This window comes from Nocardia sp. NPDC127526, assembly GCF_042672265.1.
In the GTDB taxonomy this organism is placed as follows: Bacteria; Actinomycetota; Actinomycetes; order Mycobacteriales; family Mycobacteriaceae; genus Nocardia.
The window spans coordinates 592,070-615,777 of record NZ_JBHXVO010000002.1 but is presented as its reverse complement, the minus strand read 5'-3'; the positions used below and the strand labels follow the sequence as shown (position 1 = coordinate 615,777).

Genomic DNA, 23,708 nt, shown 5'->3' with positions numbered 1-23,708 from the left:
ACCCGGAGCTGCCCGTGACCATCCAGCCTGTCCGCCTGTTCGGCGATCCGATCCTGCGCGCTCGCGCGGCGGAGGTCGAGACGTTCGATCGGGAGGTGCGCCAGCTGGTGACCGACCTGACCGACACCATGTACGAGAGCGGCGGCGTGGGGATGGCCGCCCCGCAGATCGGGGTCGGGCTACGGGTCTTCGTCTACGACACCGGCGACGCGCAGGGGCATCTGATCAATCCGGTGTTCGAGGTGGTCGGCGAGGAGACGCAGACCGGGCCGGAGGGCTGTCTGTCGATTCCCGGTGTGCGCGAGGATGTCACGCGGGCGATGACGGTGCAGGCCAGCGGTGTCGATCTGGACGGCAAGCCGGTGGAATTCGAGGCCACCGGGCTGCTGGCGCGGTGCGTGCAGCACGAGACCGATCATCTCGACGGCGTGCTGTTCCTGCAGCGGCTGGATCCGGCCGCGCGCAAGACGGCGATGCGCATCATTCGCGAATCGGCTTGGTTCACACAGGGAATCACCACGCTGGCGGCATCCGAGATCGGCGGCCGCCGGTCCATCGCCACGCGGGAACGGAGTCGTTGATGCGCGTGGTCTTCGCGGGAACCCCCGAACCGGCGGTTCCGTCGCTGCGGCGACTCATCGAATCCGAGGGCCACGAGGTGGTCGGTGTGGTCACCCGCCCCGACGCGGTGGCCGGTCGCGGCCGCAAGGTGACCCGCTCGCCCATCGGCCGCCTGGCCGACGAGCACGGCATTCCGGTGTTCACCCCGCGCCGCCCCTCCGAACCCGAATTCATCGAGCAGCTCACCGAATTGGCCCCCGACTGCTGTCCGGTGGTCGCCTACGGCGCCCTGCTCCCCGAGTCGGTCCTCGACATTCCCCGCCACGGCTGGATCAACCTGCACTTCTCGTTGCTGCCCGCCTGGCGCGGCGCGGCCCCCGTGCAGGCGGCCATCCTCGCCGGTGACGAGATCACCGGCGCTTCCACCTTCCGCATCGAAAAGGGCCTCGACACCGGCCCGGTGTACGGCATGATCACCGAGAAGATCCGCGTCACCGACACCGCCGGCGATCTGCTCGCCCGCCTGGCCGACAGCGGCGCCCACCTCCTGGAATCCACCCTCGACGGTGTGGAAGCCGGTGCCTTGCAAGCGGTCCCGCAGTCCCTCGACGGAATCTCCTACGCCCCCAAGGTCGATCCGGAAGCCGGCCACATCCGCTGGGACCAGCCCGCCCTGGCCATCTCCCGCCGCATCCGCGCGGTAACCCCGGCCCCCGGCGCCTGGACCGAGGTAGACGGCAAGCGCCTCAAACTGGCCCCCGTCGAACTGATCGAGGAAAACCTCCCCGAACGCTCCATCGAAATCCGCAAAACCGGCGTCTACATCGGCACCGCCACCACCGCCGTCCGCCTGACGGAAGTCCAACCCCAAGGCAAACGCATGATGCCCGCCCTCGACTGGGCCCGAGGCGCCCGCCTCCAACCCGGCGCGGTGGTCGAATGACCCGCCCCACCCGGGCAACCTCCACCAACCAGCCCCCCGGCCGCCCCCGCCGCGACCACAACCCGCGGAAGGACCCCATGCGGCCCGACAACCCCAACCCCCGAAACACCAACTCCCGCAAGAACACCGACGACCGCACCGGTGAGCGGAAAGACTCTCCGGCGCAGGACAACCAACGCCGCGGTGCCGGCGCAGCCGGTCGCCGGGCCGCCGGCGGCGGCGGTCATGCCCGTGGTGGAGCCCGCTTCGGCGATGAGCGCGGCGACGGTGGCAGCCGCTTCGACGCCGACGAGCGAGGCTCGCGCAGCGGACGTCCAGCAGGTGCGGGTCGCGGTGGAAGCCGCGCCGGTGGCAACACCCGCAGCGGCGACCGCGAACGGTACGCAGAGCAAGACGATCGGCGCGGGGGTCGTGCGGCCGGTGGGCGCACGGGCGGCTACGACCGTGACTCGCGCGGCGGAACTCGTTCCGGTGGTACAGGTTTCGGTTCGGATGAGCGAAACTCACGGGATGGCGGCGGTCGACGCGCCGGTTCGGGCCGCGATGGCGGCGACAGGGCGGCGGACCGTGGCACCGGCGGCGCGTCGGGCAGGGGCGGGAACGGCGAGGGTTTCGGTAACGGCGGTCGGCGTGGTGGGGAGCGTGGATCGGCTGGGCCGCAGGCGGATCGGCGTCGCGCTGTCGGTGGCGGACAGGGGAGCCGGGGGCGTGACGGCAAGTCCGGCGCTGGTCGTCCGGGTTCCGGTGGAGGCAAGCGCGCCGAGCACGGCGGGCATGGGACGGATCCCGTGCGGGTGGTGGCGCGGGATGTGTTGCGGGCCGTGCGGGAACGGGATGCCTACGCCAATCTCGTGCTGCCGGGGTTGTTGCGGGAGCGGCATATCAGTGGGCGGGATGCGGCGTTGGCCACCGAGCTCACCTATGGTGCGGCGCGGTCGCAGGGGCTGTTGGACGCGGTGATCGAGGCTTGCGCCGGGCGGTCGGTCGAGGAGATCGACGGGCCGTTGCTGGATGCGCTGCGGTTGGGGACGTATCAGTTGTTGCGGACTCGGATCGGGGCGCATGCGGCGGTCGATACCTCGGTGGCGCTGGCGCGGGCCGAATTCGGGCAGGGGCGGGCCGGATTCGTGAATGCCGTGCTGCGGCGGGTGGCGGAGAAGACGGTCGAGGAGTGGGTGGAGCAGCTTGCGCCTCGGGATCCGCTGGGGCATTTGGCTTTCGAGTACGCGCATCCGGTGTGGATCGCACAGGCCTTCGCGGATGCGCTGGGCGCGCAGGCGGGCGAGCTGCGGGAGGTGCTGGCCGCCGACGACGCTCGACCAGCCGTGCACCTGGTGGCGCGGCCCGGCGATATGACCGCCGAGGAACTCGCGCTCGTCACCGGTGGCGAGGAAGGGCGCTGGTCGCCGTACGCGGTGTACCTCGACGGCGGTGATCCGGCCAAGCTGGAACCGGTGCGCGACGGCATGGCCGCCGTGCAGGACGAGGGCAGTCAGCTGGTGGCGCTGGCGGTTACGCGCGCACCCCTCGAGGGTGCGGACGGCGGCCGCTGGCTCGACCTGTGCGCCGGCCCGGGCGGCAAGACGGCACTGCTGGCCTCCATCGCCGAGATCGACGGCTTCCACGTCGATGCTGTCGAACCGGCCGAACACCGCGCCGACCTGGTCCGCAAGGCCACCCGCAATATGCCGGTCGACGTCCACGTCGTGGACGGCCGCGACACCGGCCTCGAACCCGGCTACGACCGCATCCTGGTCGACGCCCCCTGTACCGGCCTGGGCGCCCTGCGCCGCCGCCCGGAGGCCCGCTGGCGCCGCCAGCCCTCCGACGTCCGCGAACTGGTCGCTCTGCAGCGTGAACTCCTCACCGCCGCATGGGATCTGCTCCGCCCCGGCGGCGTGGTCGTCTACTCCACCTGCTCACCCCACCTCCCGGAAACGGTCTCGGTGGTCGCCGACATGGCCCGCCGCACCGGCGCCGAACAACTAGACACCCGCGACCTCCTGCCCGGCGTCCCCGAACTCGGCGACGGCCCCGGCGCCCAACTCTGGCCCCACCGCCACGGCACCGACGCCATGTTCCTCGCCGCCCTCCGGAAACCGCTGAAAGCCGAGTAGGCGCCCGACCTGAAACAATGCCGACCGGGTACCGGTTGCGCGGTGTCCACCGGACGCCGCCATCGGTATCCGGTGGCGCCGCCACCGGCCGGATGTATGCGAGCTGCAGACTCTGCAGCGCGAGTTGCTCAGTGCCGCACGGGAACTGGTTCGGCTCATCGGCGTGCCGCGTTCGAGGTGGTGGCAGTTGTCGCCGGTATGGTCCGCGCCACCAGCAGTTGTGGTCGCACCGACACCTCGTCGCCCTCCGGAACTGAAACGATGCCGACCGGGAACTGGTGGCGGGGGCTTCTCGGGAAATGCCGCCACCGTTCCCGGTGATCATGTGTCCAGGCTGGATGGGCTGTCGCCGAGCGGCTGGGGCGGCGGGCGGGTCGGGTCTTGGGGATTGGCAAGGTAATTCGAGGGTTGACCTGTGGTTCAGGTCTCGCCGATGATGGGTTCGGGCCTACGACAGGCGGCAACCCCGTACGGGTGCCGACCCCCACTCTTGGAGAGGACCCGCGCGTGAATAGCAGTGTGTCGGCTGTGCCCGAAGCGATTACCCGGTTCTTGCGGGAACATGGGGCGGATCGGATTCCGCATCCTGGCGGCACGCTGATGGAGCATCTCCATCGTGTTGCCGGACTGCTGGCGTCCTGGGGCGGTGGTCGCGATCTGCAATATGCCGGGGTGTGTCATGCCGCGTACGGCACCGATGGGTTCGGCCAGTCGCTGCTGGATCTTCGGGATCGCGCGACGTTGCGAGCGCTTATCGGGGAGAAGGCCGAAGCGCTGGTGTATCTGTATGGCAGTTGTGATCGCGCGGCGGTCTATCCGCGGATCGATGCCACGCCGGTGGTGTTCCGGGATCGGTTCACCGGATGCGACCATGAACTCGCCGAGCCGGAGCTGCGGGAGTTCTTGGAGCTCACCGTTGCGAACGAGCTCGATGTCATGACCCACAACGCCGAACTGGCTGCGGCGCATGGTGCGGCGCTGTACCAGTTGTTCGAGCGGTGCAAGGATCACCTGTCGGCGCCCGCGTGGCAGGCCTGCCGGATGCTGCGCTGAGACCGGGGATCACTCGCGGGCTGATTGCTCCCGCAGGCGCGCAAGGGTTTTCGACAGGATTCGGGAGACGTGCATCTGGGAGATGCCCATTTGCTGGGCGATCTGGGTTTGGGTCATCGATTCGAAGAAGCGCATGGTGAGGATGCGGCGTTCGCGTTCGGGGAGGCCGGCCAGCAGGGGGCGGATGGCGACGTATTCCTCGACGCGGTCGAACTGGGATTCCTCCTCGCCGAGGGTATCCAGCAGGGAGGCCTCGGTGTCGCGGCCCACGGAGACCGCGTCGATGGAGCTGGGCTGGTAGGCGTTTCCGGCGATGACGGCCTGGGTGACCTCGTCGGGATCGATGCCGAGTTCGGCGGCGATCTCCTTGGCGGTGGGGGAGCGGCCCAGCTGCTGCGACAGGGCGTCGATGGCGGCGCCGATGCGCAGGTGGGTTTCCTTGACGCGGCGGGGGACTCGCATGGCCCAGGTGTTGTCGCGGAAGTAGCGCCGGACCTCGCCCATGATGGTGGGCACCGCGAAGGACAGGAAGTTGGAGCCGCGGGCGACGTCGAAGCGGTCGACGGCGTGCACCAGGCCGACGCGCGCCACCTGGGTGAGGTCGTCGAACGGTTCGCCGCGCCCGCTGAACTTGCGAGCAATGTGGTCCGCCAGCGGAATACAGCGATTGATCAGTTCCGCGCGTAAGGCCGTGCGGCGCGGCGAGGCCGGGTCCGCGGCGGCCAGCTGCTCGAACAGCGCTGCCACATCGTCGTATCCGGAGACGCTGCGCGCGACCTCTTCGGCCTCGTCCGCATCGATGGCCTCATCGGTGTCGGCCTCCCCGTTCTCGGCACCGTTCTCGCCGTCGGTGGCGTCCTGGGAGTCGGCGGCGTCCTCGGTCCGCGCGGGCTCGAGATCCGGTTCCTCGGCGGGATCGGGCCGTGCTGCTTCGGGGGATGGGATCACGATGTCCTCGTCGGTCACTACGCCTTCCCCCGGCCCCGCCGGAATTCCACACTCGTCGGGTAGCCGGAGATCGCCGGATCGAAATCGCCCTGGGTCGCGGTGACCTCGTCGGAGAGCGTCCGCAGCACATGCCAGCCGAAGCTGCGCTGATCCGGCAGGCCCTCCGCGGCGGCGGTCCCGCTGACCCGCACCACCAAATCCTGCTCGCCGACGGTGAACACGCACTGCAGTGTGGTGCCGGGCGCGGCGAGCGCGATGAGGGTGGAGGCGGCCTCGTCCACGGCGAGCCGGATATCGGCCACTTCATCGAGTGTGAAATCGCTGAGCAGCACCAGGGTTTCGGCGAGTCCGCGCACGATGGGCAACTGGGAGACGGATGCGGCGACACCGATCTCGACCGGTGTGGCACGCAGGCCTTGTTCCGCCGAAATGTTGATCACCTGCAATAGGCTACCCATTCCGGCGCGCGGCAATCAGCGCAATGGTCGCTATCGGGGTGTCCCCGCGTCGCGATACGATGCCGTTAGACTGCCGCCTGTGTGCACCTCTTCCTCCCCTTTCGCGCGGCCCGCGCCGATGATCGCCCCGTCCATCCTGTCCGCCGACTTCGCGCGTCTCGGCGATGAAGTGAAGGCCATCGCGGGGGCCGACTGGGTGCATGTCGATGTCATGGACAACCACTTCGTGCCCAACCTCACCCTGGGCCTGCCGGTGGTGGAGTCGCTGTTGAAGGCCACCGACATTCCGCTCGACTGCCACCTCATGATCGAGGATCCGAAGCGGTGGGCGCCGGGCTACGCGGAGGCGGGCGCCTACAACGTCACCTTCCACGCGGAGGCAACCGATGATCCGCTGGGCGTGGCCCGCGATATCCGCGCTGCCGGTGCGAAAGCGGGTCTTTCGGTCAAACCGAACACCCCCATCGAGCCGTACCTCGAGATCCTGCGCGAGTTCGACACCCTGCTGGTGATGAGCGTCGAGCCCGGTTTCGGCGGACAGTCGTTCATTCCGCACGTGCTCGACAAGGCCCGCACCGTGCGCCGCCTGGTCGACGCCGGCGAGCTGCGCCTGGTGGTCGAGATCGACGGCGGCATCAATATGAACACCATCGAGCAGGCCGCCGAGGCGGGCATCGACTGCTTCGTCGCCGGTTCGGCCGTATACGGCACCGCCGACCCGGCCGCCACCGTGGAAGCGTTGCGGCAGAAGGTGATCGCGGTGGAGTCCGCACAGGCTGCCGAATAGGCTCCGCTCACCCCGGAACAGGCTCCGCCCACCCCGTTCTCGTCGGAATGACGGAGGAGCTCAGCGACCGAGGATGGCCTCGACCACGGATTCCAGCGGCGGCACGGCCGTCACCGAATCCGGTGATTGGATCCAGGTGCGATATCCCGTCCGCTCGTCATCGGCGGACGGGAGCACGACCTGCGCTCCCGAGCACGCGACGGTGGCGTAGAGCCGGAACAGCGCCGCCGAGACCGCGGTGCTCAGTAGGTCCGGGCGCGCGGGACCGGTGATGAAGGTCCAGCGCCGCGCCCGCGGATGATGGACGACGGGCCCGGCCAGGTCGGCTTGTGCCAGCCGCTGCTGCACCCGCTCGCCGAGTTCGGCGGGCATGGTGATGGCCCCGTACCTAGTGCCTATCTCCAGCAGAATGTGCCGTGACGTCGGATCGATCGATGCCGGCAGATGAAATTCGCGCCGATACTGCACACAGCGAACTTCCAGTGTCGAATCGAGAAGCGTGGTCACGCTGCACTCCCAATGATGTTGTCTTCCAACCGGATTTGACCCACGCGGGGTCCAACCTTCCCTAGGTGCGACTTGCTGCGACGCGTACCCTGGCCCGAATGGCGGCCCTGGACGCCGGTGACCGTTCTGCGCTGAACTGCTCGCGGAGAAGTTGAACTGTAGGAATCAGCTGCATAACAATCTTGCGACCATTTCTGCTGATGCGCAAGATTTTGGTGTAAGCGAGTCGCGAATTGGGTAAACGCCGCCTTCCGCTGTCTCCCGGTACCGGACGCTCCGTCGAACGAGGCCGTATGTCGCCTACGACCGCGCGTCGTTAGGCTGGTGGCAGCAGCCGCTCACCGCGGGAATACCGCCGGTGGTCCGGGCTGTTGGCGCAAGCGGCGGGCCCGGCAGGCGGGCCGGAGGGAGAGGCAGGGCATGTTCACAGGCATCGTGGAGGAGCTGGGCGAGATCGTCGCCACCGAGCAGCTGGCCGATGCGGCCCGGCTCACCATTCGCGGCCCCCTGGTCACCTCCGATGCCGGGCACGGTGATTCGATCGCCGTCAACGGCGTCTGCCTGACCGTGGTCGATGAGAAGGTCGACGGCGACACCTTCACCGTGAACGTCATGGCCGAGACCCTGAAGCGCTCCAGCATCGGCGGCCTGGACGTCGGCTCCCGGGTGAACCTGGAACGCGCCGCCGCGGTCAACTCCCGGCTCGGCGGCCACATCGTGCAGGGCCATGTCGACGGCACCGGCACCGTGCTCTCCCGCACCCCCTCGGAGAACTGGGAAGTCGTGCGAATCTCGCTGCCGGACAGCATCGCCCGCTATGTCGTGGAGAAGGGCTCCATCACCGTCGACGGCATCTCGCTCACCGTCTCCGGTCTCGGCCTCGCCGACGCGCCGGCCGCGGACGGCGCCCGGGACTGGTTCGAGGTCTCGCTCATTCCCACCACCCGCGCTCTCACCACCCTCGGCTCGGCTCCGGTCGGCGCCACCGTGAATCTCGAGGTCGATGTGATCGCCAAGTACGTCGAACGGCTCCAGCAACGCGGCGAGTAGGCGGCGCGCCCGGAGGCGACGCAAATCGGACACCGGACCTGCCTTACTGTAGGTAGGCACCTAATCGAGATGGAGCACAGCAGACGTGACCAGGTTCGACACCATCGAGCGCGCAGTCGCCGACATCGCCGCCGGTAAGGCGGTCGTCGTCGTCGACGACGAGGGCCGGGAGAACGAGGGCGACCTCATCTTCGCGGCGGAGAAGGCGACCCCCGAGCTCGTGGCCTTCATGATCCGATACACCTCCGGTTATATCTGTGTGCCGCTCACCGGCGCCGACTGTGATCGGCTGGGCCTGCCGCCGATGTACGCGGTCAACCAGGACAAGCACGGCACCGCGTACACCGTGTCGGTGGACGCGCGCGAGGGCATCAGCACCGGCATCTCGGCCGCCGACCGCGCCACCACCATGCGCGTGCTGGCCGACCCGAACGCCAAGTCCGATGATCTGACCCGCCCGGGTCACGTGGTTCCCTTGCGCGCCAAGGACGGTGGCGTGCTGCGCCGCCCCGGCCACACCGAGGCCGCCGTGGACCTGTCGCGCATGGCCGGGCTCAGCCCCGCCGGCGTCATCTGCGAGATCGTCTCGCAGAAGAACGAGGGCGATATGGCGCGCACCGAGGAGCTGCGCGTCTTCGCCGACGAGCACGATCTGGCGCTCATCTCCATTGCCGACATGATCGCCTGGCGGCGCAAGCACGAGAAGCATGTCGAGCGTGTCGCCGAGGCCCGCATCCCCACCGAGTTCGGTGACTTCAAGGCCATCGGCTACAAGAGCGAATACGACGACACCGAGCACGTCGCCCTGGTCATGGGCGATATCGCGGGCGCCAATGGCAAGGGTGAGGAAGTCCTGGTCCGGGTGCATTCCGAATGCCTCACCGGTGACGTCTTCGGCTCGCTGCGCTGCGACTGCGGCCCGCAGCTCAACGCCGCCCTGCAGATGGTGGCCGACGAGGGCCGCGGCGTGGTCCTCTACATGCGCGGGCACGAGGGCCGCGGCATCGGGCTGCTACACAAGTTGCAGGCCTACCAGGTGCAGGACGAGCAGCAGCTGGACACCTACGACGCCAATCTCGCCATCGGCCAGCCCGCCGACGCCCGTGACTACGGCACCGGCGCGCAGATCCTCGCCGATCTGGGCATCTCGTCCATGCGGCTGCTGACCAACAACCCGACCAAGCGCGCGGGCATCGAGGGCTACGGCCTGTCCATCACCGAGCGCGTGCAGATGCCGGTGCGCGCCAACTCGCACAATCTGCACTACCTGCGCACCAAGCGCGATCGCATGGGCCACGACCTGGTCGGCCTGGACGATCTCGACCTGGGCGAAACCGCCAACTGATTCCCACCGCACTACTGACTACCGAGAGGGGCGGCTACCGATGAGCGGTACCGGCGTACCGACATTCGAGCTCGCGGATGCCAAGGATCTGAAACTTGGCATTGTCGCGTCGCGCTGGCACACCGTGATCTGCGATGCGCTCGTCGCCAATGCCGAGAAGACGGCGCGCGAGGCGGGCGTCGCCGATATCACCGTGGTCCGGGTCGCCGGCGCCATGGAACTGCCCGTCGTGGCCCAGGCGCTGGCCCGCAGCCATGACGCGGTGGTTGCCCTCGGCGTCGTGATCCGCGGCGAGACACCGCATTTCGAGTACGTGTGCGATTCGGTCACCGCCGGTCTGACCCGGGTGTCCCTCGACGAGAGCACGCCGGTCACCAATGGCGTGCTCACCGTCAACACCGAACAGCAGGCCATCGACCGCGCCGGCCTGCCCGGTTCCATCGAGAACAAGGGCGAGCAGGCCTCGGCCGCGGCCCTCGACGCCGCGCTGACCTTGCGCGAACTCAGCCAGACCGTCTGATATGCCGGTCGTCCGGATCTGGAAGCGCGACGGCGGCTCCGAGGAGCCGCCCCGCAAGCCCGCGCCGACGGATCCGGCGACCGACGTCCCGCCCGCCACCGAGTCGAAGTCCGGAGAAGCCGAAGTGCCTGCCACGGAACAGAAGTCGGATCACGAACCCGAATCGGCGGCGGACCGCCCCGGGCCGGGCGGCGAGTGGGATCTGGAGGTCAAGCCCCGCCACGCCATCATGACCGCCCGCATTGTGGCGGCCGTGCTGTTCCTGGTCTTCCTGCTGGCGGGCATCTTCCTGCGCATCGACGCCACCGGCGTGAACTTCCGCGTGACCGATCAGGTCGCCATGGCCGTGATCGGCCTGTTCCTGGCCGGTGGCGTGCTCATGCTCACCCGCCCGCGGGTGCGGGTCGGCGCGCAGGGCGTCGCGGTGCGCAATATCCTGGGCGATAGTGTCTTCCGCTGGCAGGATATTCGCGGCATCTCCTTCCCGGACAAGAAGTCCTGGGCGCGACTGGAACTCGTGCACGACGAGTACATCCCCATGATGGCCATCCGCTCCAATGACAAGATGCGCGCCGCCGCGGCCATGGACCGCTTCCGCGAGCTGGGCGCGAAATACACCGAGGGACAGCCGGACTGACCCTCAGCCGGGGATGTGCAGGACCGCGGCGGTCCCCGCCAGGTTCGCGGCGTCGAGAGGGAAGTAGCCCTGCTGCGGGGTGGTGTCGGTGCGGGTGTTCGCGGCGGGGATCGCGGTGCGCGGGATCAGACCCCATGTGGTGAAACGGCTTTGGAGGAAGTCCTCGTAGGTGCCCGGGGCGGGTTCGGGCAGTTCGAGCACCGCACTGCGGCCCAGGCTGCCGGCGATGAAGGCGTACCGCTCGCCCAGTAGGGCTCCCACGACCGCGCCCGCGCTCTGCCACCCCAGGTCCATCGGTCCCATGGCCATGGTGCTGAGGTGCCGTTGCAGGTGGAGGTTGTGGGCGAAGACCAGCGTCGGCCCGCGGCGCGCCTCGAGCTCGCGGATCTCCAGGAGATTCTGCGCCATGAGCGCATCCCGGGTCCCCGACAGGCGCGACCAGCGGGTGTCGTCGTCGAATCCGCGCAGCGCGGCCTGCTTGTGATAGCGCAGCAGGCCGAGGCCAGCGGTGAGATAGGTCCCGGCCCTGACCCATTCGGCGGGCGAGGTGGCCGCGATCAGTTCCGGGGCGCGGGCGTAGAGCTGGACGAGCATGTCATCGGCCAGGACGCGCAGCTTGTCGGCTTCGGCTGTCGCACCGGGCGATTCGGCCGCGTCCAGTACGGCCTCGGTGCGGTTCCAGCGTTCGTCGGCGCCGGTGAGGCTCGCCAAATCGAAATCCAGTTTCAGATAGTCGCGGGCGTATTCGAGATGGCGGCGCGGGCTGGGGACGTTCATGGTCTCCATGGCGGCGTCGAAGCCGTGGAAGGTCAACTGCTCTGCCGGGGGCCGGTTCTCGTTGTGCTCACGCATCCAGGCGACCAGTCGCCGATTGGCGTCGAACTCGCCGAAGCCGTGCGAGAACCCGGTCTCGAGCACCGAATCGAGGGTTCCGATGCCTTCCCGGACGTAGTCGTCCACGGTCAGCGCGGCGACCCGATCGGTTTCCAGGGCAATGGATCGGAACCCGTGTGCGACCAGCTGCGCGAACAGCTCGTTGCGCAGCAGCGCGGATGCCGGTTCCCGATGCGTGGATTCACCCAGGCCCAGCAGTTCACAGGAGGCGGGAACGAAGTCTCGAATGTCTCGGCTCATGTGTCTCAATCGTATCGTTGAAGAATCGGTGGAGACTTCCTTCGTATCGAGCATGCAGATTCCAGGTAAAGTCTCAAACCAGTGAGAACCTTGCGACCATCCGATCTGGCCCGCGAGCACGGCCTGTCGGCCCAAGCGGTCCGCAACTACGAGCAGGCCGGGTTCATCCCGCCCGCCGAGCGAACGCCCAGCGGCTACCGGGTCTACACCGAGGTGCACGCCGCCGCGCTCCGCGCCTTCCTTGCCCTCGTTCCGGCCTACGGTCACGCGGCGGCCGGTGAGATCATGACCGCGCTGCACCGCGACGACCCGGACCGAATGCTGCTGATCATCGATCGCGGCCACATCCAGATGCAGCGCGACCGGGAGACACTCGACGCGGTGCGAAACACGATCGGCCACCTGACCGCGTCGGAACTCGGCGCGGAGCCGGGGTCGCCCGCTGAGCGGCCGGTGCGAACCGCTGTCGCGGAGCCTGCGCCCACTGCCGCGGCCCTGACCATCGGCGAACTCGCGCACAGGCTCCGGCTCACCGCGGCAACATTGCGCGCCTGGGAGGACGCCGGGATTCTCGGCCCGGCGCGTGATCCGGCGACCGGGTACCGCCGCTACCGCGCCACCGACATCCGCGACGCCGAACTCGCGCACCTGCTGCGCCGCGGCGGCTATCCGCTGGACCACATCGCCGCCGTGGTCCAGCAGATCAAAACCGCCGGTGGCACAGACGCATTGGCCGCGGCCCTCGGTGATTGGCAGCGCAGACTCACTCGGCGCGGCCTGGCCATGCTGGACGCATCCGCCGAACTCGGCCGATACCGGAGCATGCGCGGCGATACCTGAGAAGACGCGGGTAGCCTGCGCCCTGCTCGGTCGAATGCGCTCTCGACCAACCGCCTGGTCGAAAGTCTCTGACGAGCGGGCCTTCTGGCTACTCGCTCAGCATTCGCCTATGGAGCCGGAGGTGGTGTACGCGGTCTTTCTCCGCGCCGTCGACGAGGGCAGCGACGATCCGCGAAACCCGTGCGCCGGAGTGAGGTTCGTGGAAGACGGCGAGCCGCTGGCACATGCCGCCGGACTACCTTCCCGGCTGCGGAGCGACCAGGCGCATCATCCCCGGTTTGCCGTGGTCGGATTCGCTCCCGCCGGCCTATCGGCGCTGCCCGGAATGCCTGGCAGCGCACCCGCTGTAGCCGACGTAGCGGCCTGGTGCGTGGCAACCGTCGTCAGCCATTGTCGCCGAGGACCGCCCCTTCACGCCGGGGGTCCGCGCCGCCGATCAGGCCGTTGCCGTCGCGGACCAGGGCGGACAGGCCGCTGACTTGTGCAGCGACCGACACCTGGTGGCCCATCTCGCGGAGTTTCTGGACCAGCGGGTCGTGATCGCCGTTATCGCTGGGGTCGATGGCGGGGTGTTCCCCGCCCACATTGGTGGTGGGGCTGTTGCCCGCGCCGAAGGAGACCGAGGAGACGGCCTGCTGCGGGTTCAGGCCCCAATCCAGCATGGAGATCAGGGTTTTGATGACGAACTGAATGATGACCGAGCCGCCGGGGGAGCCGGTCACGTGGGTGAGGGGGCCGCGGGCGCCGTCGGGGGTGAGGTCGAAGACCAGGGTGGGGGCCATGGAGCTGCGGGGGCGTTTGTTGGGTTCCAGGCGGTTGGCGACCAGCGCGCCGTCCTCGCCGACGGGTTCGGCGGCGAAGTCGGTCAACTGGTTGTTGAGGATGAAGCCGTCGACCATATTGAAGGAGCCGAAGGCGGATTCGACGGTGGTGGTCATGGCGGCGGCATTGCCGTACCGATCGATGATCGAGATATGGCTGGTGCCGTGCTCGGGCGGCTGCGGGCCGGAGCCGAGGGGGACCGGGCCGAAGTCGCCGGGCTTGGCGGTGCCCATGCTGCGCAGCGGATCGATCAGATTGGCGCGTTCCTTCAGATACTTCGGGTCGAGCAGCGCTTTCGGTGAATTACCCGGCAGCGGAATGAAATCCGAGTCGGCGATGTACTTGTTGCGGTCGGCGTAGGCGAGCCGCTCGGCCTCGGAGATGAGGTGCACGGCCTCCGCGGTCGGCTTGCCGCCATTGCGCGCCGGATCGGTGTCGCCGGAGGCATTGGCGGGAGCGAGGGCGGCGAGATCGAAGTTGGACAGGATGCCCAGCGCCGCCGCGACCGTAATGCCGCCGGAGGACGGGTTGGGCATGCCGCAGATCTCGTGGGTGCGGTACGGCGCGCACACCGGCTCGCGCTTCTTCGCTTGGTAGGCAGCCAGATCCGCCGCCGAGACCACGCCGGGCGTGCGGCCGCCGGAGGCGTCGGCCACGGCGGCCACGATGGCGTCGGCGATGGCCCCGGTGTAGAAGGCGTCCGCCCCGTCCGCGGCGAGCGCGCCGAGGGTCTTGGCGTAGGCCGGATTGGTCAGCGTGGTCCCGGCGGGTTTCGGGCTGTTGTCGCCCTGCAGGAAGTAGGCGCGGGCGGCCTCGTCGCGCGCGAGATCCGTTGCGGATTCCGCGATCTGGCCCGCCAGCCGAGGGCTGATCTCGAAGCCCTGATCGGCCAGGGCGATGGCCGGGCCGAACAGATCCCGCCAGGGCTGCTTGCCGTGCTCGCGGTGGGCCAGTTCGAGCAGCCGCAGCACCCCCGGAACCCCGATGGAGCGGCCGCTGGCGCGCGCATTGGGTTGCGGTGCGGTGCGGTCGGTGTCGCTGATCCAGCGCAGATAGTCCTGGGTGGCGCCGCTGGGCGCGGTCTCGCGGCCGTCATAGGTCTCGAGCGTCTTGGTCGCGCCGTCGTAATAGAGAAGGAAGGCGCCGCCGCCGATGCCGGAGGCCTGCGGTTCGACCAGGCCGAGCACGGTCTGCGCCACGATGAGGGCGTCCGCGGCGGTGCCGCCGTCGCGCAGCACCCGGCAGGCCGCCTCGGTCGCCAGGGGATTGGCGGTGGAGACGGCGAAGGTATCGGTGCGCACCGGGGTCATGCCGGTGCGGTACCCGGAGGCGATCTCCGGGCGCAGGCTCAGGTTCGGGGTGGTGGTGCCGGTTGCGGCGGTGGTGCGCGGGGTGATGGCGACGCCATTGGGTCCGGTCACACACGAGGCCGCACCGGATTCGGTGTCCGAGCCACAGGCGGTGGCGAGTCCGAGGGTGATCAGCAGGGCGGCGGCCGCGCCGCCCCAGGTGTGCCGTCGCGTGCGCCTCATGATCGGACTCTAGCGCCGGGACGCGGGCCGGGCGGGGGCTTTGCGGGTCCGAATCGGGTCCGATGTCCGCATGCGGCGGACCTGGGCGGATGGAGCGTCGCGCCCGCTATCTAGACAAACTGTGCTGTCAGACAGCATGACAGGTGCTGTTTTGTCAAGAGTTGCCCAGCTCGGAGCGCCGATATGGTTCTCAGCACATGGCAAGGTACTCTCTGTTCGCCTCAATACACGATTGCGGAGGGTTAACCGGCGAATGACCGAGATCCGGACAAAGGCCACGAACCTTACTGCCGAGGACAGTGGCTATCACAAAGCCCTCAAGCCTCGGCAATTGCAGATGATCGCCATCGGCGGCGCCATCGGCACCGGCCTGTTCCTGGGAGCCGGCGGACGCCTGGCCAATGCCGGGCCGTCGCTGTTCCTGGTGTACCTGATCTGCGGTGTCTTCGTCTTCTTCATCCTGCGCGCCCTCGGCGAGCTGGTGCTGCACCGCCCGTCCTCGGGTTCGTTCGTCTCCTATGCGCGCGAATTCTTCGGGGAGAAAGCGGCTTTCGTCGCCGGGTGGATGTACTTCCTGAACTGGTCCATGACCGGCATCGTGGACACCACCGCCATCGCCACCTATCTGCACTACTGGGGGCCGTTCGAGCCCATCGCCCAGTGGATCCTGGCGCTCGGCGCGCTGGTCATCGTGCTCGCCATCAACCTGGCCTCGGTGAAGTGGTTCGGCGAGATGGAGTTCTGGGCGGCCATGATCAAGGTCGTCGCCCTGGTCACCTTCCTCATCGTGGGCACGGTCTTCCTGGCCGGGCGCTTCGAGATCGACGGTCAGGAGACCGGATTCCGGATGGTGAGCGAGGCCGGGGGCTGGTTCCCGACCGGCATCCTGCCGCTGGTGGTGGTCACCTCGGGCGTCGTGTTCGCTTACGCCGCAGTCGAAATGGTCGGTATCGCGGCCGGTGAGACCGAGAATCCGGCCAAGATCATGCCGCGCGCCATCAACTCGGTGATCATGCGTATCGCGCTGTTCTACTGCGGTTCGGTGATCCTGCTGGCGCTGCTGCTGCCCTACACCGCCTACAAGGCGGGGGAGAGCCCGTTCGTCACCTTCTTCGGCAAACTCGGTGTCGCGCACATGGGTTCGATCATGAACTTCGTGGTGCTCACCGCCGCGCTCTCCAGCCTGAACGCGGGCCTGTATTCGACCGGCCGCATTCTGCGCTCGATGGCCATGAACGGCAGCGCACCCAAATTCACCGCGCGCATGTCGAAATCCGGTGTGCCCTATGGCGGCATTCTGCTCACCAGCGCCATCGCGCTGTTCGGCATCTGGCTGAATTACATCGTTCCGTCGCAGGCCTTCGAAATCGTGCTGAATGTGGCCTCGCTGGGCATTCTGGCGTCCTGGGCCACCATTGTGCTGTGCCAGCTGAAGCTGTGGTGGCTGTGGAAGCAGGGGCAGGCGCAGCGGCCCGCGTTCCGGATGGCCGGGGCTCCGTACACCGGAATCGCCACGCTGATCTTCCTTTTCGCGGTGCTGGTGCTCATGGCCTTCGACAAGCCGGTCGGCACCTGGACGGTCGCCAGCCTGGTCCTCATCATCCCGGCGCTCGCCATCGGCTGGAAGTTCGCGAGCCCGCGGGTGCTGGCGATCGCCAAGATGCGCGAGGGCTATACCGGTGAATTCCCGGTGATCCCGCCGATTCCGCGGGACGACAAGTAGTTTCACGCTGTCACGGCGGCCGTGCACGGAATTCGTGCACGGCCGTTTCGTGTTCGCGATCACTGCTTACGCGGGCCTGCTATCGCCTGTGGCCATGGTCATAACTTCGCTGCGCAGATTGTCCGGAATCGAAACATTTGGTTAGCGTCGGGTGCAGCGCGTTCGCAGGGGGCGCGTAACCAGATACTCGATGAGGAGTGCTGTGACTTCGCATGCGCCTACGGCCGAAGGGGTGGAAACCTCGTCGGCGGGTAATGGTTTCGAGATCACGGTCCCCGCACAGGTCCGCGAAACCCGGTACGCCGCCCTGGCGGCAACGGGATTCGCGATCCTGCACGGCCTCATCTCCATAACCGACGGCCTGACCAGTGCCTTCGGCAGCATCCTGCACTTCTTCGCCGCGTGGGCGATCGGCGGCGTCGCACTGCTTTTCGGCCTCCGCTCCCGGTGGATCTGGATCGCCGCGCTCGGATTGGCCAGCCTGCAAGCCTTTCACGGCATCTTCACCCTGGTCTCGGCCGAAATGCCCACCGGCGTGGGACCGTTCACCGTCCTGTTCGGCGTGATGGCCTCCGGCGTCGTGCTGGCGCTGCTGCTGCGCCGCGAGTGCTACCGCTGGTTCGTCACCGCCTGACGGCGACCCGATTCATCGGTCCAGCGTGCGCGCCAGCGCCTTTCCGGCCGCGCGGCCGGAGAAGATGCAGCCGCCGAGGAACGTGCCTTCCAGGGCGTTGTAGCCGTGCACGCCGCCGCCGCCGAATCCGGCGACCTCGCCCGCGGCATAGAGGCCCGGGAACGGGGTGCCGTCCGGGCGCATCACCTGGGAGTCCAGGTTGGTCTGCAAGCCGCCCAGCGTCTTTCGGGTGAGGATATTGAGCCGCACCGCGATGAGCGGGCCGTGCGCGGGATCCAGGATCTTGTGCGGGGTGGCGACCCGGCCCAGCTTGTCGCCCACATAGCGCCGGGCATTGCCGATCGCCATGAGCTGGGCGTCCTTGCTGAACTTGTGCTCGACGTCCCGGTCGCGCGCCACGATCTGGCGCTCGATCTCGGCGAGGTCCAGATGCGGGCCCCGGGCGATCTTGTTCATACCGGCCACCAGCTCCGGAAGGCCGTCCGCCACCACGAAATCCACGCCGTGCTTCTTGAACGCCTCCACCGGCCCGGGCGCGCCCTTGGCCACCCGGCTCTTGAGCGTGAGCTTGAGATCCTTGCCGGTGATATCCGGATTCTGCTCCGATCCGGAGAGCGCGAACTCCTTCTCGATGATCGACTGCGTCAGGATGAACCAGGAGTAGTCGTATCCGGTCGACAGGATCTCCTTCATGGTGGCATTGGTGTCGAAACCCGGGAAACACGGTGCGGCCAGCCGCTTTCCATTGGCGTCGAACCACAGCGAGGACGGTCCGGGAATGATGCGGATGGCGTGGTCGGGCCAGATCGGATCCCAGTTGTGAATGCCTTCGGTGTAGTGCCACATGCGATCCCGGTTCACGATGCGCCCGCCGGCGGCCTCGGAAATGGCCAGCATGCGCCCGTCCACGTGCGCGGGCACGCCGGAGATCATGTACTCCGGGCACGGTCCCAGCCGGTCCACCGGCCAATTGCGGCGAATGAGTTCGTGATTGTGGCCGATGCCGCCGGAGGACACGACGACCGCCCGGGCCCCGAACTCGAACTCGCCCACGATCTCTCGTGAGGACTTCACCCCGCGCTCGGCCTCGGAGGGTTCGAGCACGCTGCCGCGCACCCCGGTGACGGCATCGCCCTCGACCACCAGTTCGTCGACCCGGTGCCGGAAGGCGAATCCGACCTGCCCGCGCTTTTCCGCGGCGAGCACCGGCTCCAGGAACACCCGCACCACCTCCGGCCCGGTGCCCCAGGTGAGATGGAACCGCGGCACCGAATTGCCGTGCCCGTCGGCGGTGGCGCCGCCGCGCTCGGCCCAGCCGACCAGCGGGGTCACCCGCAGTCCGAGATCGTGCAGATACCGCCGCTTCTCGGTGGCCGCGAACTCGACATAGGCGCGCGCCCACTGCCGGGCCCAGCTGTCCTCGTCCGCGCGGTCGAAGCCGGCCGAGCCGAACCAGTCCTGCAGGGCCAGCTCCAGCGAATCCTTCACACCGAGCCGCCGCTGTTCCGGGCTGTCCACGAAGAACAGCCCGCCCAGCGACCAGAACGCCTGACCGCCCAGATTGGCCCGGTTCTCCTGGTCCAGGATGAGCACCCGCCGGCCGGCCTTGACCAGCTCATGGGTGGCGACGAGACCGGCCAGACCGGCGCCGACGACGATGACATCCGGGTTCTCGATCATGCTTTCCCTCGCGTTGTAGAAACTCGATACACGAGTGTATCGAACTTGATCGCTGGTCGGACGTGGTTGCGTGCCTCGATTCGGCAGGTTCGCGCCGGCAGCGAGCGGGTCCGCCTGTCGGTGCGGCATGGCATGGTTCGAGTGTGCCGATTTCTCCGACCCCGACCCGCACGTTGACCGTCGCCGCGGCGCGTCGCATTGCGCTCGCCGCCCAGGGCTTCGCCGCCACCCGGCCCAGCGGCCCGCCCACCCGCCGCACGGTCATGAAGGTGCTCGACAGCACGCGACTGCTGCAGCTGGATTCGGTCTCCGCCGTCGTGCGCGCGCACTACTCGCCGGTGTTCGCGCGGATCGGCGCGTACGACCGCGCGCTGCTGGACGAGGCGGCCTGGAGCCACAGTGCCCGCCGCCCGCGCAAACTGGTCGAGTACTGGGCGCACGAGGCGGCGCTGCTGCCGGTGGAGGACTGGTCGCTCATGCGCTGGCGCATGGCGCAGTACCGCACCGGGCGCTGGAACGGGATGCGGGAGGTCTACCAGCGCAATCCGCGCCTGGCCGAGGACGTGCTCGGCGTGATCGCCGAGTTCGGCGCTAGTACCGCCGGCGAGGTGGAGCGCCATCTGGAGCTGGATCGTCCACGCGCCAAGGACAATTGGGGCTGGAACTACAGCGATACCAAGGTCGTGTGCGAGGCGCTGTTCGCGGCGGGGGAGTTGACCGTGCCCAAACGCGTTGGCTTCCAGCGGCATTACGACCTCGCCGAACGGGTCATCCCCGAGGATGTGCGCACCCGCACACTGGATGAGACCGAGGCCGTGCGCGAACTGGTCCGGCGGGCCGCGAGTGCGCACGGCATCGGCACCGAGACCGATTTGCGGGACTACTACCGGCTGACCCGCAAGCAGACCGAGCCCGCCATCGCGGATCTGCTCGACGCGGGGGAGTTGGAGCAGGTGGCGGTCGCGGGCTGGGACAAGCCCGCCTATCTGCATGCCGAGGCCCGCACCCCGCGCCGGGTATCGGGCGCGGCGCTGCTGTGCCCGTTCGATCCGCTCATCTTCTTCCGGGCCCGCACCGAGCGGCTCTTCGATTTTCACTACCGCATCGAGATCTACACGCCGGAACACAAACGCGTGCACGGCTATTACGTCTTCCCGTTCCTGCTCGACGGCGAACTGGTCGCCCGCGTGGACCTGCGCGCCGAACGCGGCACCGGCCGCCTGCTCGTACCGGGCGCGTTCGCCGAACCCGGACGCGATATCGCCAGGGTCGCAGCCGAACTCGCGCAATCCCTGCGCGAGCTGGCGGACTGGCTCGAGCTCGACACCATCGAGGTCGGCGAGCGCGGTGATCTCGCGCCCGCGCTCGGCGCGGTCCTGCATTCCCGCCTGTCGGCGTGAGCAGCACTCGGCCGCGGTCGACGGCACGACCGCGGCCGAATGTGCGACGGGCCGGAGCATCGCCGCGGCATCCGATCCCGCCGCGGCGACGGCTCAGAACGGGCCGTCGAGCCAGTAGTCGAGCACGATGCCCTGCCGTCCCTGGCCGGTGCATTCGACGGTGAGCGGAATGAACGGCCGGATCGAATCGCCCACGATGTAGGTGGGCTGCTGCACCCCGCGGCCGACCTGGCGGTAGCCGGCGCAGCGCACCACCGCCGCGTACCAGTTCTCGGTGTCGGTACAGAAGAAGGTGGCCGTGTCGAGCGTGCGGTCGATCCGGCAGCCCTCGCCGTGGGTGAAGGCCTGGGACGGCGCCGCGACCGCGACCAGCCCGACCGCGCTCAGGCCCACCGCCGAGCCGACGGCGACGAACCGGTGACGCAGTCGAAAACGGGAAATCATCTGGTGGTGCTCCCCTCGTGTGCAATGCCGATCGTCCAATGACAGGTCGTCCCATACTGACCGCGCGCGGACCTCCGGCGCCGAATTACGCCCCGCAGACCGCCTCGGCGTGGCGCGCGTCCGCCCGATCGAGCCGACCGTGTTCACCAGGGCAGCCGGACAGCAGCGCCGGTCGCGGGGCGGCGGTCAGGCGAGCGTCGTCTTGACCGGCGTCTTGCCGCCGCAGAGGATGAGCGGCGATTCGTGCTTCAGGTAATCCCCGTACACGAAGATCGACCCGTCGGAGTCGGCGGCCGCCGGCATGGATACGGCCACCAGCGCGGCGGCCGCCAGGCTCAGGGCGGACCCGATCGCGAGGGACCGGCGGCGACGGCGAAGGCGGATCATGGTGCAACTCCTCATCTGTGCGCTGATCTTGCCGATACCTTCGTCGCCACGGCCGTTCCGGATGAGGCCCTGCGGCGTGGCGCGTTCCCGGCCGTGTCGGCGGCTTGTCGGAGCGGCTCGTTAACCTGGTGGCGTGGCAGATCCCGCGACGTACCGGCCCGCGCCGGGCACCATTCCCGTCGAACCCGGTGTGTACAAGTTCCGGGACGTGCACAAGCGGGTCATCTACGTCGGCAAGGCGAAAAGCCTGCGGAGCCGGTTGAACTCGTACTTCGCCGATGTGGCGTCGCTGCATCCGCGCACCCGCCAGATGGTGACCACCGCGGCCGGCGTGGAGTGGACCGTGGTGTCCACCGAAGTGGAAGCGCTGCAGCTGGAATACAACTGGATCAAGGAGTTCGATCCGCGCTTCAACGTGCGGTATCGCGACGACAAGTCCTATCCGGTGCTGGCGGTCAGCCTCAACGAGGAATACCCGCGGGTGTTCGTCTACCGGGGCGCGCGCAAGAAGGGCGTGCGCTACTTCGGCCCCTACGCCCACGCCTGGGCGATTCGCGAGACCCTCGATCTGCTGCTGCGGGTGTTCCCGGTGCGCACCTGTTCGGCCGGAGTCTTCAAGCGGCACAGCCAGATCGGGCGTCCCTGCCTGCTCGGCTACATCGACAAGTGCTCCGCGCCCTGCATCGGCCGGGTCGACGCCGCCGAGCATCGACAGATCGTGGAGGACTTCTGCGACTTCCTCTCCGGCAAGACCGACCGCCTGGTCAAGGAGCTGGAACGGCGCATGCACGCCGCGGCCGAGGAGCTCGACTTCGAGACCGCCGCCCGGCTGCGCGACGATGTGCAGGCGCTGCGCCGGGCCCTGGAGAAGCAGGCCGTGGTGCTGGGCACCGGCACCGACGCCGATGTGATCGCCTTCGCCATCGACGAGCTGGAAGTGGCCGTGCAGATCTTCCACGTCCGCAATGGCCGGGTGCGCGGTCAGCGCGGCTGGGTGGTCGACAAGTCCGGCGACGCCATCGACGATGTGGAAGCCGGCGGCGAGGTGCCCGCCCTGGTCGAGCAGTTCCTGACCCAGTTCTACGGCGAGCAGTCCGCCATCGCCGCCCAGACCGGCGAGGACGGCGCGGGCACGGTGGTGCCGCGCGAGGTGCTGGTGCCGGCGCTGCCCGATGACGCCGAGCAGGTGCAGCAGTGGCTGTCCGGGCTGCGCGGATCGGCGGTGCAGCTGCGGGTGCCGCAGCGGGGGGACAAGAAGGCCCTCGCCGAGACCGTGCAGCGCAATGCGCAGGAGGCCCTCGCCCAGCACAAGCTCAAGCGGGCGGGCGATCTGACCGCGCGCTCGGAGGCGCTGCAGGGGATTCAGGACGCCCTCGAACTCGACAGCGCCCCGCTGCGCATCGAGTGCGTGGACATCTCCCATGTGCAGGGCACCGATGTGGTGGCCTCGCTGGTGGTGTTCGAGGACGGGCTGCCGCGCAAGTCCGACTACCGGCACTACACCATCAAGGAGGCGGCGGGGGAGGGCCGCTCCGACGACGTCGGCAGCATTGCGGAAGTGACGCGCCGGCGCTTCGCGAAACTGCGCCGCGATATCGACGCCGCCGAGGCCGCGGATCTGGAATCCGGTTCGGGGGCAACGGAATCCGATGAGGCGCTGGATCCCGGTCTGCCCGGCATCGACCCCAGGACCGGCCGGCCGCGCCGCTTCGCCTACCCGCCCAACCTCTACGTCGTCGACGGTGGCGCGCCCCAGGTGAACGCCGCGGCCGAGGTGCTCGACGAGCTCGGCATCACCGATGTCGCGGTGATCGGCCTGGCCAAGCGCCTGGAAGAGGTGTGGGTGCCCAATGAGCCCGATCCGGTCATCATGCCGCGCACCAGTGAATCGCTGTATCTGCTGCAGCGGGTCCGCGACGAGGCGCACCGCTTCGCCATCACCTTTCACCGCAGCAAGCGCTCGCGCCGCATGACGGCCTCCGCCCTGGACGCGGTGCCCGGCCTCGGCGCGACCCGCAAGACCGCGCTGGTCACCCACTTCGGTTCGGTGGCCAAGCTGAAGAAGGCGACTGTGGAGGAGATCACCCAGGTCCCCGGCATCGGGGTCGCCACGGCAAAAGCCGTGCTCTCCGCCTTGAATCCGGACGAACTCGCCGCCCGCGACGCCGAATAACCGGCAGGTTTCG

The 23,708-nt window shown here is 68.6% G+C and carries 23 protein-coding genes; 14 read left to right on the top strand and 9 right to left on the bottom strand.

From position 1 onward, the window contains the following. Window positions 1-14: 14 nt before the first annotated feature. Both def and fmt read left to right on the top strand, forming a co-directional pair. Window positions 15-581 carry a peptide deformylase gene (def, locus tag ACFVIV_RS05980; RefSeq protein WP_379193652.1) on the top strand — a complete coding sequence of 189 codons (567 nt, stop codon included), beginning with the start codon at window positions 15-17 and terminating at the stop codon, window positions 579-581. Next, on the top strand, window positions 581-1,504 hold the full coding sequence (gene fmt, locus ACFVIV_RS05975; RefSeq protein ID WP_379193651.1) for a methionyl-tRNA formyltransferase: 924 nt from the start codon (window positions 581-583) through the stop codon (window positions 1,502-1,504). The genes def and fmt overlap by 1 nt, the downstream gene beginning before the upstream one ends. Before the next feature lie 503 nt (window positions 1,505-2,007). Here the strand turns inward: fmt and ACFVIV_RS05970 are convergent. After that, window positions 2,008-2,280, bottom strand: a complete 273-nt coding sequence (locus tag ACFVIV_RS05970; RefSeq protein WP_379193650.1) for a hypothetical protein — start codon at window positions 2,278-2,280, stop codon at window positions 2,008-2,010. A gap of 12 nt (window positions 2,281-2,292) precedes the next feature. Here ACFVIV_RS05970 and ACFVIV_RS05965 point away from each other — a divergent pair, with 12 nt between their 5' ends. After that, window positions 2,293-3,621 (top strand): RsmB/NOP family class I SAM-dependent RNA methyltransferase, encoded by a 1,329-nt coding sequence (locus ACFVIV_RS05965; protein WP_379193649.1) that lies wholly within the window; start codon window positions 2,293-2,295, stop codon window positions 3,619-3,621. Window positions 3,622-4,140: 519 nt separating this feature from the next. Beyond that, complete coding sequence (locus ACFVIV_RS05960; protein ID WP_379193648.1) at window positions 4,141-4,674, top strand: DUF6817 domain-containing protein; 534 nt, start codon at window positions 4,141-4,143, stop codon at window positions 4,672-4,674. 9 nt (window positions 4,675-4,683) lie between these two features. Here the strand turns inward: ACFVIV_RS05960 and ACFVIV_RS05955 are convergent, their stop codons facing one another. After that, entirely contained in the window at window positions 4,684-5,475 is a 792-nt protein-coding gene (locus ACFVIV_RS05955; protein ID WP_379193701.1) for a SigB/SigF/SigG family RNA polymerase sigma factor, read from the bottom strand. Between the two features lie 164 nt (window positions 5,476-5,639). Continuing rightward, window positions 5,640-6,062: an anti-sigma factor gene (locus ACFVIV_RS05950; protein ID WP_379193647.1), complete on the bottom strand. Its 423-nt coding sequence runs from the start codon at window positions 6,060-6,062 to the stop codon at window positions 5,640-5,642. A gap of 136 nt (window positions 6,063-6,198) precedes the next feature. Here ACFVIV_RS05950 and rpe point away from each other — a divergent pair, with 136 nt between their 5' ends. Then, window positions 6,199-6,867 (top strand): ribulose-phosphate 3-epimerase, encoded by a 669-nt coding sequence (gene rpe / locus ACFVIV_RS05945; RefSeq protein WP_379193700.1) that lies wholly within the window; start codon window positions 6,199-6,201, stop codon window positions 6,865-6,867. A gap of 60 nt (window positions 6,868-6,927) precedes the next feature. Here rpe and ACFVIV_RS05940 read toward each other — a convergent pair whose 3' ends face one another. Further along, complete coding sequence (locus ACFVIV_RS05940; RefSeq protein WP_379193646.1) at window positions 6,928-7,374, bottom strand: hypothetical protein; 447 nt, start codon at window positions 7,372-7,374, stop codon at window positions 6,928-6,930. A 420-nt stretch (window positions 7,375-7,794) separates the two neighbouring features. Here ACFVIV_RS05940 and ACFVIV_RS05935 point away from each other — a divergent pair, with 420 nt between their 5' ends. The 4 genes from ACFVIV_RS05935 (at window position 7,795) to ACFVIV_RS05920 (ending at window position 10,926) form a co-directional block, all read left to right on the top strand. Next, window positions 7,795-8,424 (top strand): riboflavin synthase, encoded by a 630-nt coding sequence (locus ACFVIV_RS05935; protein WP_379193645.1) that lies wholly within the window; start codon window positions 7,795-7,797, stop codon window positions 8,422-8,424. A gap of 85 nt (window positions 8,425-8,509) precedes the next feature. Next, window positions 8,510-9,769, top strand: a complete 1,260-nt coding sequence (locus ACFVIV_RS05930; RefSeq protein WP_379193644.1) for a bifunctional 3,4-dihydroxy-2-butanone-4-phosphate synthase/GTP cyclohydrolase II — start codon at window positions 8,510-8,512, stop codon at window positions 9,767-9,769. Between the two features lie 40 nt (window positions 9,770-9,809). Continuing rightward, window positions 9,810-10,289, top strand: coding sequence for a 6,7-dimethyl-8-ribityllumazine synthase (gene ribH / locus ACFVIV_RS05925; protein ID WP_379193643.1), 480 nt, complete (start codon window positions 9,810-9,812; stop codon window positions 10,287-10,289). A gap of 1 nt (window position 10,290) precedes the next feature. Beyond that, window positions 10,291-10,926: a PH domain-containing protein gene (locus ACFVIV_RS05920; protein ID WP_379193642.1), complete on the top strand. Its 636-nt coding sequence runs from the start codon at window positions 10,291-10,293 to the stop codon at window positions 10,924-10,926. A 3-nt stretch (window positions 10,927-10,929) separates the two neighbouring features. Here the strand turns inward: ACFVIV_RS05920 and ACFVIV_RS05915 are convergent, their stop codons facing one another. After that, on the bottom strand, window positions 10,930-12,060 hold the full coding sequence (locus tag ACFVIV_RS05915) for an erythromycin esterase family protein (protein ID WP_379193641.1): 1,131 nt from the start codon (window positions 12,058-12,060) through the stop codon (window positions 10,930-10,932). A gap of 81 nt (window positions 12,061-12,141) precedes the next feature. Between ACFVIV_RS05915 and ACFVIV_RS05910 the strand changes: the two genes are divergently transcribed. Further along, a complete protein-coding gene (locus tag ACFVIV_RS05910; RefSeq protein WP_379193640.1) occupies window positions 12,142-12,900 on the top strand; it encodes a TioE family transcriptional regulator in 759 nt (252 codons plus the stop codon). Between the two features lie 383 nt (window positions 12,901-13,283). Here the strand turns inward: ACFVIV_RS05910 and ACFVIV_RS05905 are convergent, their stop codons facing one another. Then, the gene (locus ACFVIV_RS05905; protein WP_379193639.1) at window positions 13,284-15,254 is read right to left on the bottom strand and encodes a gamma-glutamyltransferase family protein; all 1,971 of its coding nucleotides are present in this window, start codon (window positions 15,252-15,254) and stop codon (window positions 13,284-13,286) included. A gap of 253 nt (window positions 15,255-15,507) precedes the next feature. Between ACFVIV_RS05905 and ACFVIV_RS05900 the strand changes: the two genes are divergently transcribed. Further along, window positions 15,508-16,977: an amino acid permease gene (locus ACFVIV_RS05900; protein ID WP_379193638.1), complete on the top strand. Its 1,470-nt coding sequence runs from the start codon at window positions 15,508-15,510 to the stop codon at window positions 16,975-16,977. Between the two features lie 202 nt (window positions 16,978-17,179). Continuing rightward, the gene (locus tag ACFVIV_RS05895) at window positions 17,180-17,611 is read left to right on the top strand and encodes a hypothetical protein (protein WP_379193637.1); all 432 of its coding nucleotides are present in this window, start codon (window positions 17,180-17,182) and stop codon (window positions 17,609-17,611) included. 12 nt (window positions 17,612-17,623) lie between these two features. Here the strand turns inward: ACFVIV_RS05895 and ACFVIV_RS05890 are convergent, their stop codons facing one another. Next, complete coding sequence (locus ACFVIV_RS05890; protein ID WP_379193636.1) at window positions 17,624-19,291, bottom strand: FAD-binding dehydrogenase; 1,668 nt, start codon at window positions 19,289-19,291, stop codon at window positions 17,624-17,626. Window positions 19,292-19,434: 143 nt separating this feature from the next. Between ACFVIV_RS05890 and ACFVIV_RS05885 the strand changes: the two genes are divergently transcribed. Next, on the top strand, window positions 19,435-20,691 hold the full coding sequence (locus ACFVIV_RS05885; RefSeq protein ID WP_379193635.1) for a winged helix-turn-helix domain-containing protein: 1,257 nt from the start codon (window positions 19,435-19,437) through the stop codon (window positions 20,689-20,691). Between the two features lie 93 nt (window positions 20,692-20,784). On the opposite strand, the gene ACFVIV_RS05880 is transcribed toward ACFVIV_RS05885, so the two are convergent. Further along, window positions 20,785-21,135: a hypothetical protein gene (locus ACFVIV_RS05880; protein WP_379193634.1), complete on the bottom strand. Its 351-nt coding sequence runs from the start codon at window positions 21,133-21,135 to the stop codon at window positions 20,785-20,787. Between the two features lie 186 nt (window positions 21,136-21,321). Then, entirely contained in the window at window positions 21,322-21,522 is a 201-nt protein-coding gene (locus ACFVIV_RS05875; protein WP_379193633.1) for a hypothetical protein, read from the bottom strand. A 133-nt stretch (window positions 21,523-21,655) separates the two neighbouring features. Here ACFVIV_RS05875 and uvrC point away from each other — a divergent pair, with 133 nt between their 5' ends. Next, window positions 21,656-23,695 carry an excinuclease ABC subunit UvrC gene (uvrC, locus tag ACFVIV_RS05870; RefSeq protein WP_379193632.1) on the top strand — a complete coding sequence of 680 codons (2,040 nt, stop codon included), beginning with the start codon at window positions 21,656-21,658 and terminating at the stop codon, window positions 23,693-23,695. The last annotated feature ends 13 nt before the right edge of the window (window positions 23,696-23,708 follow it).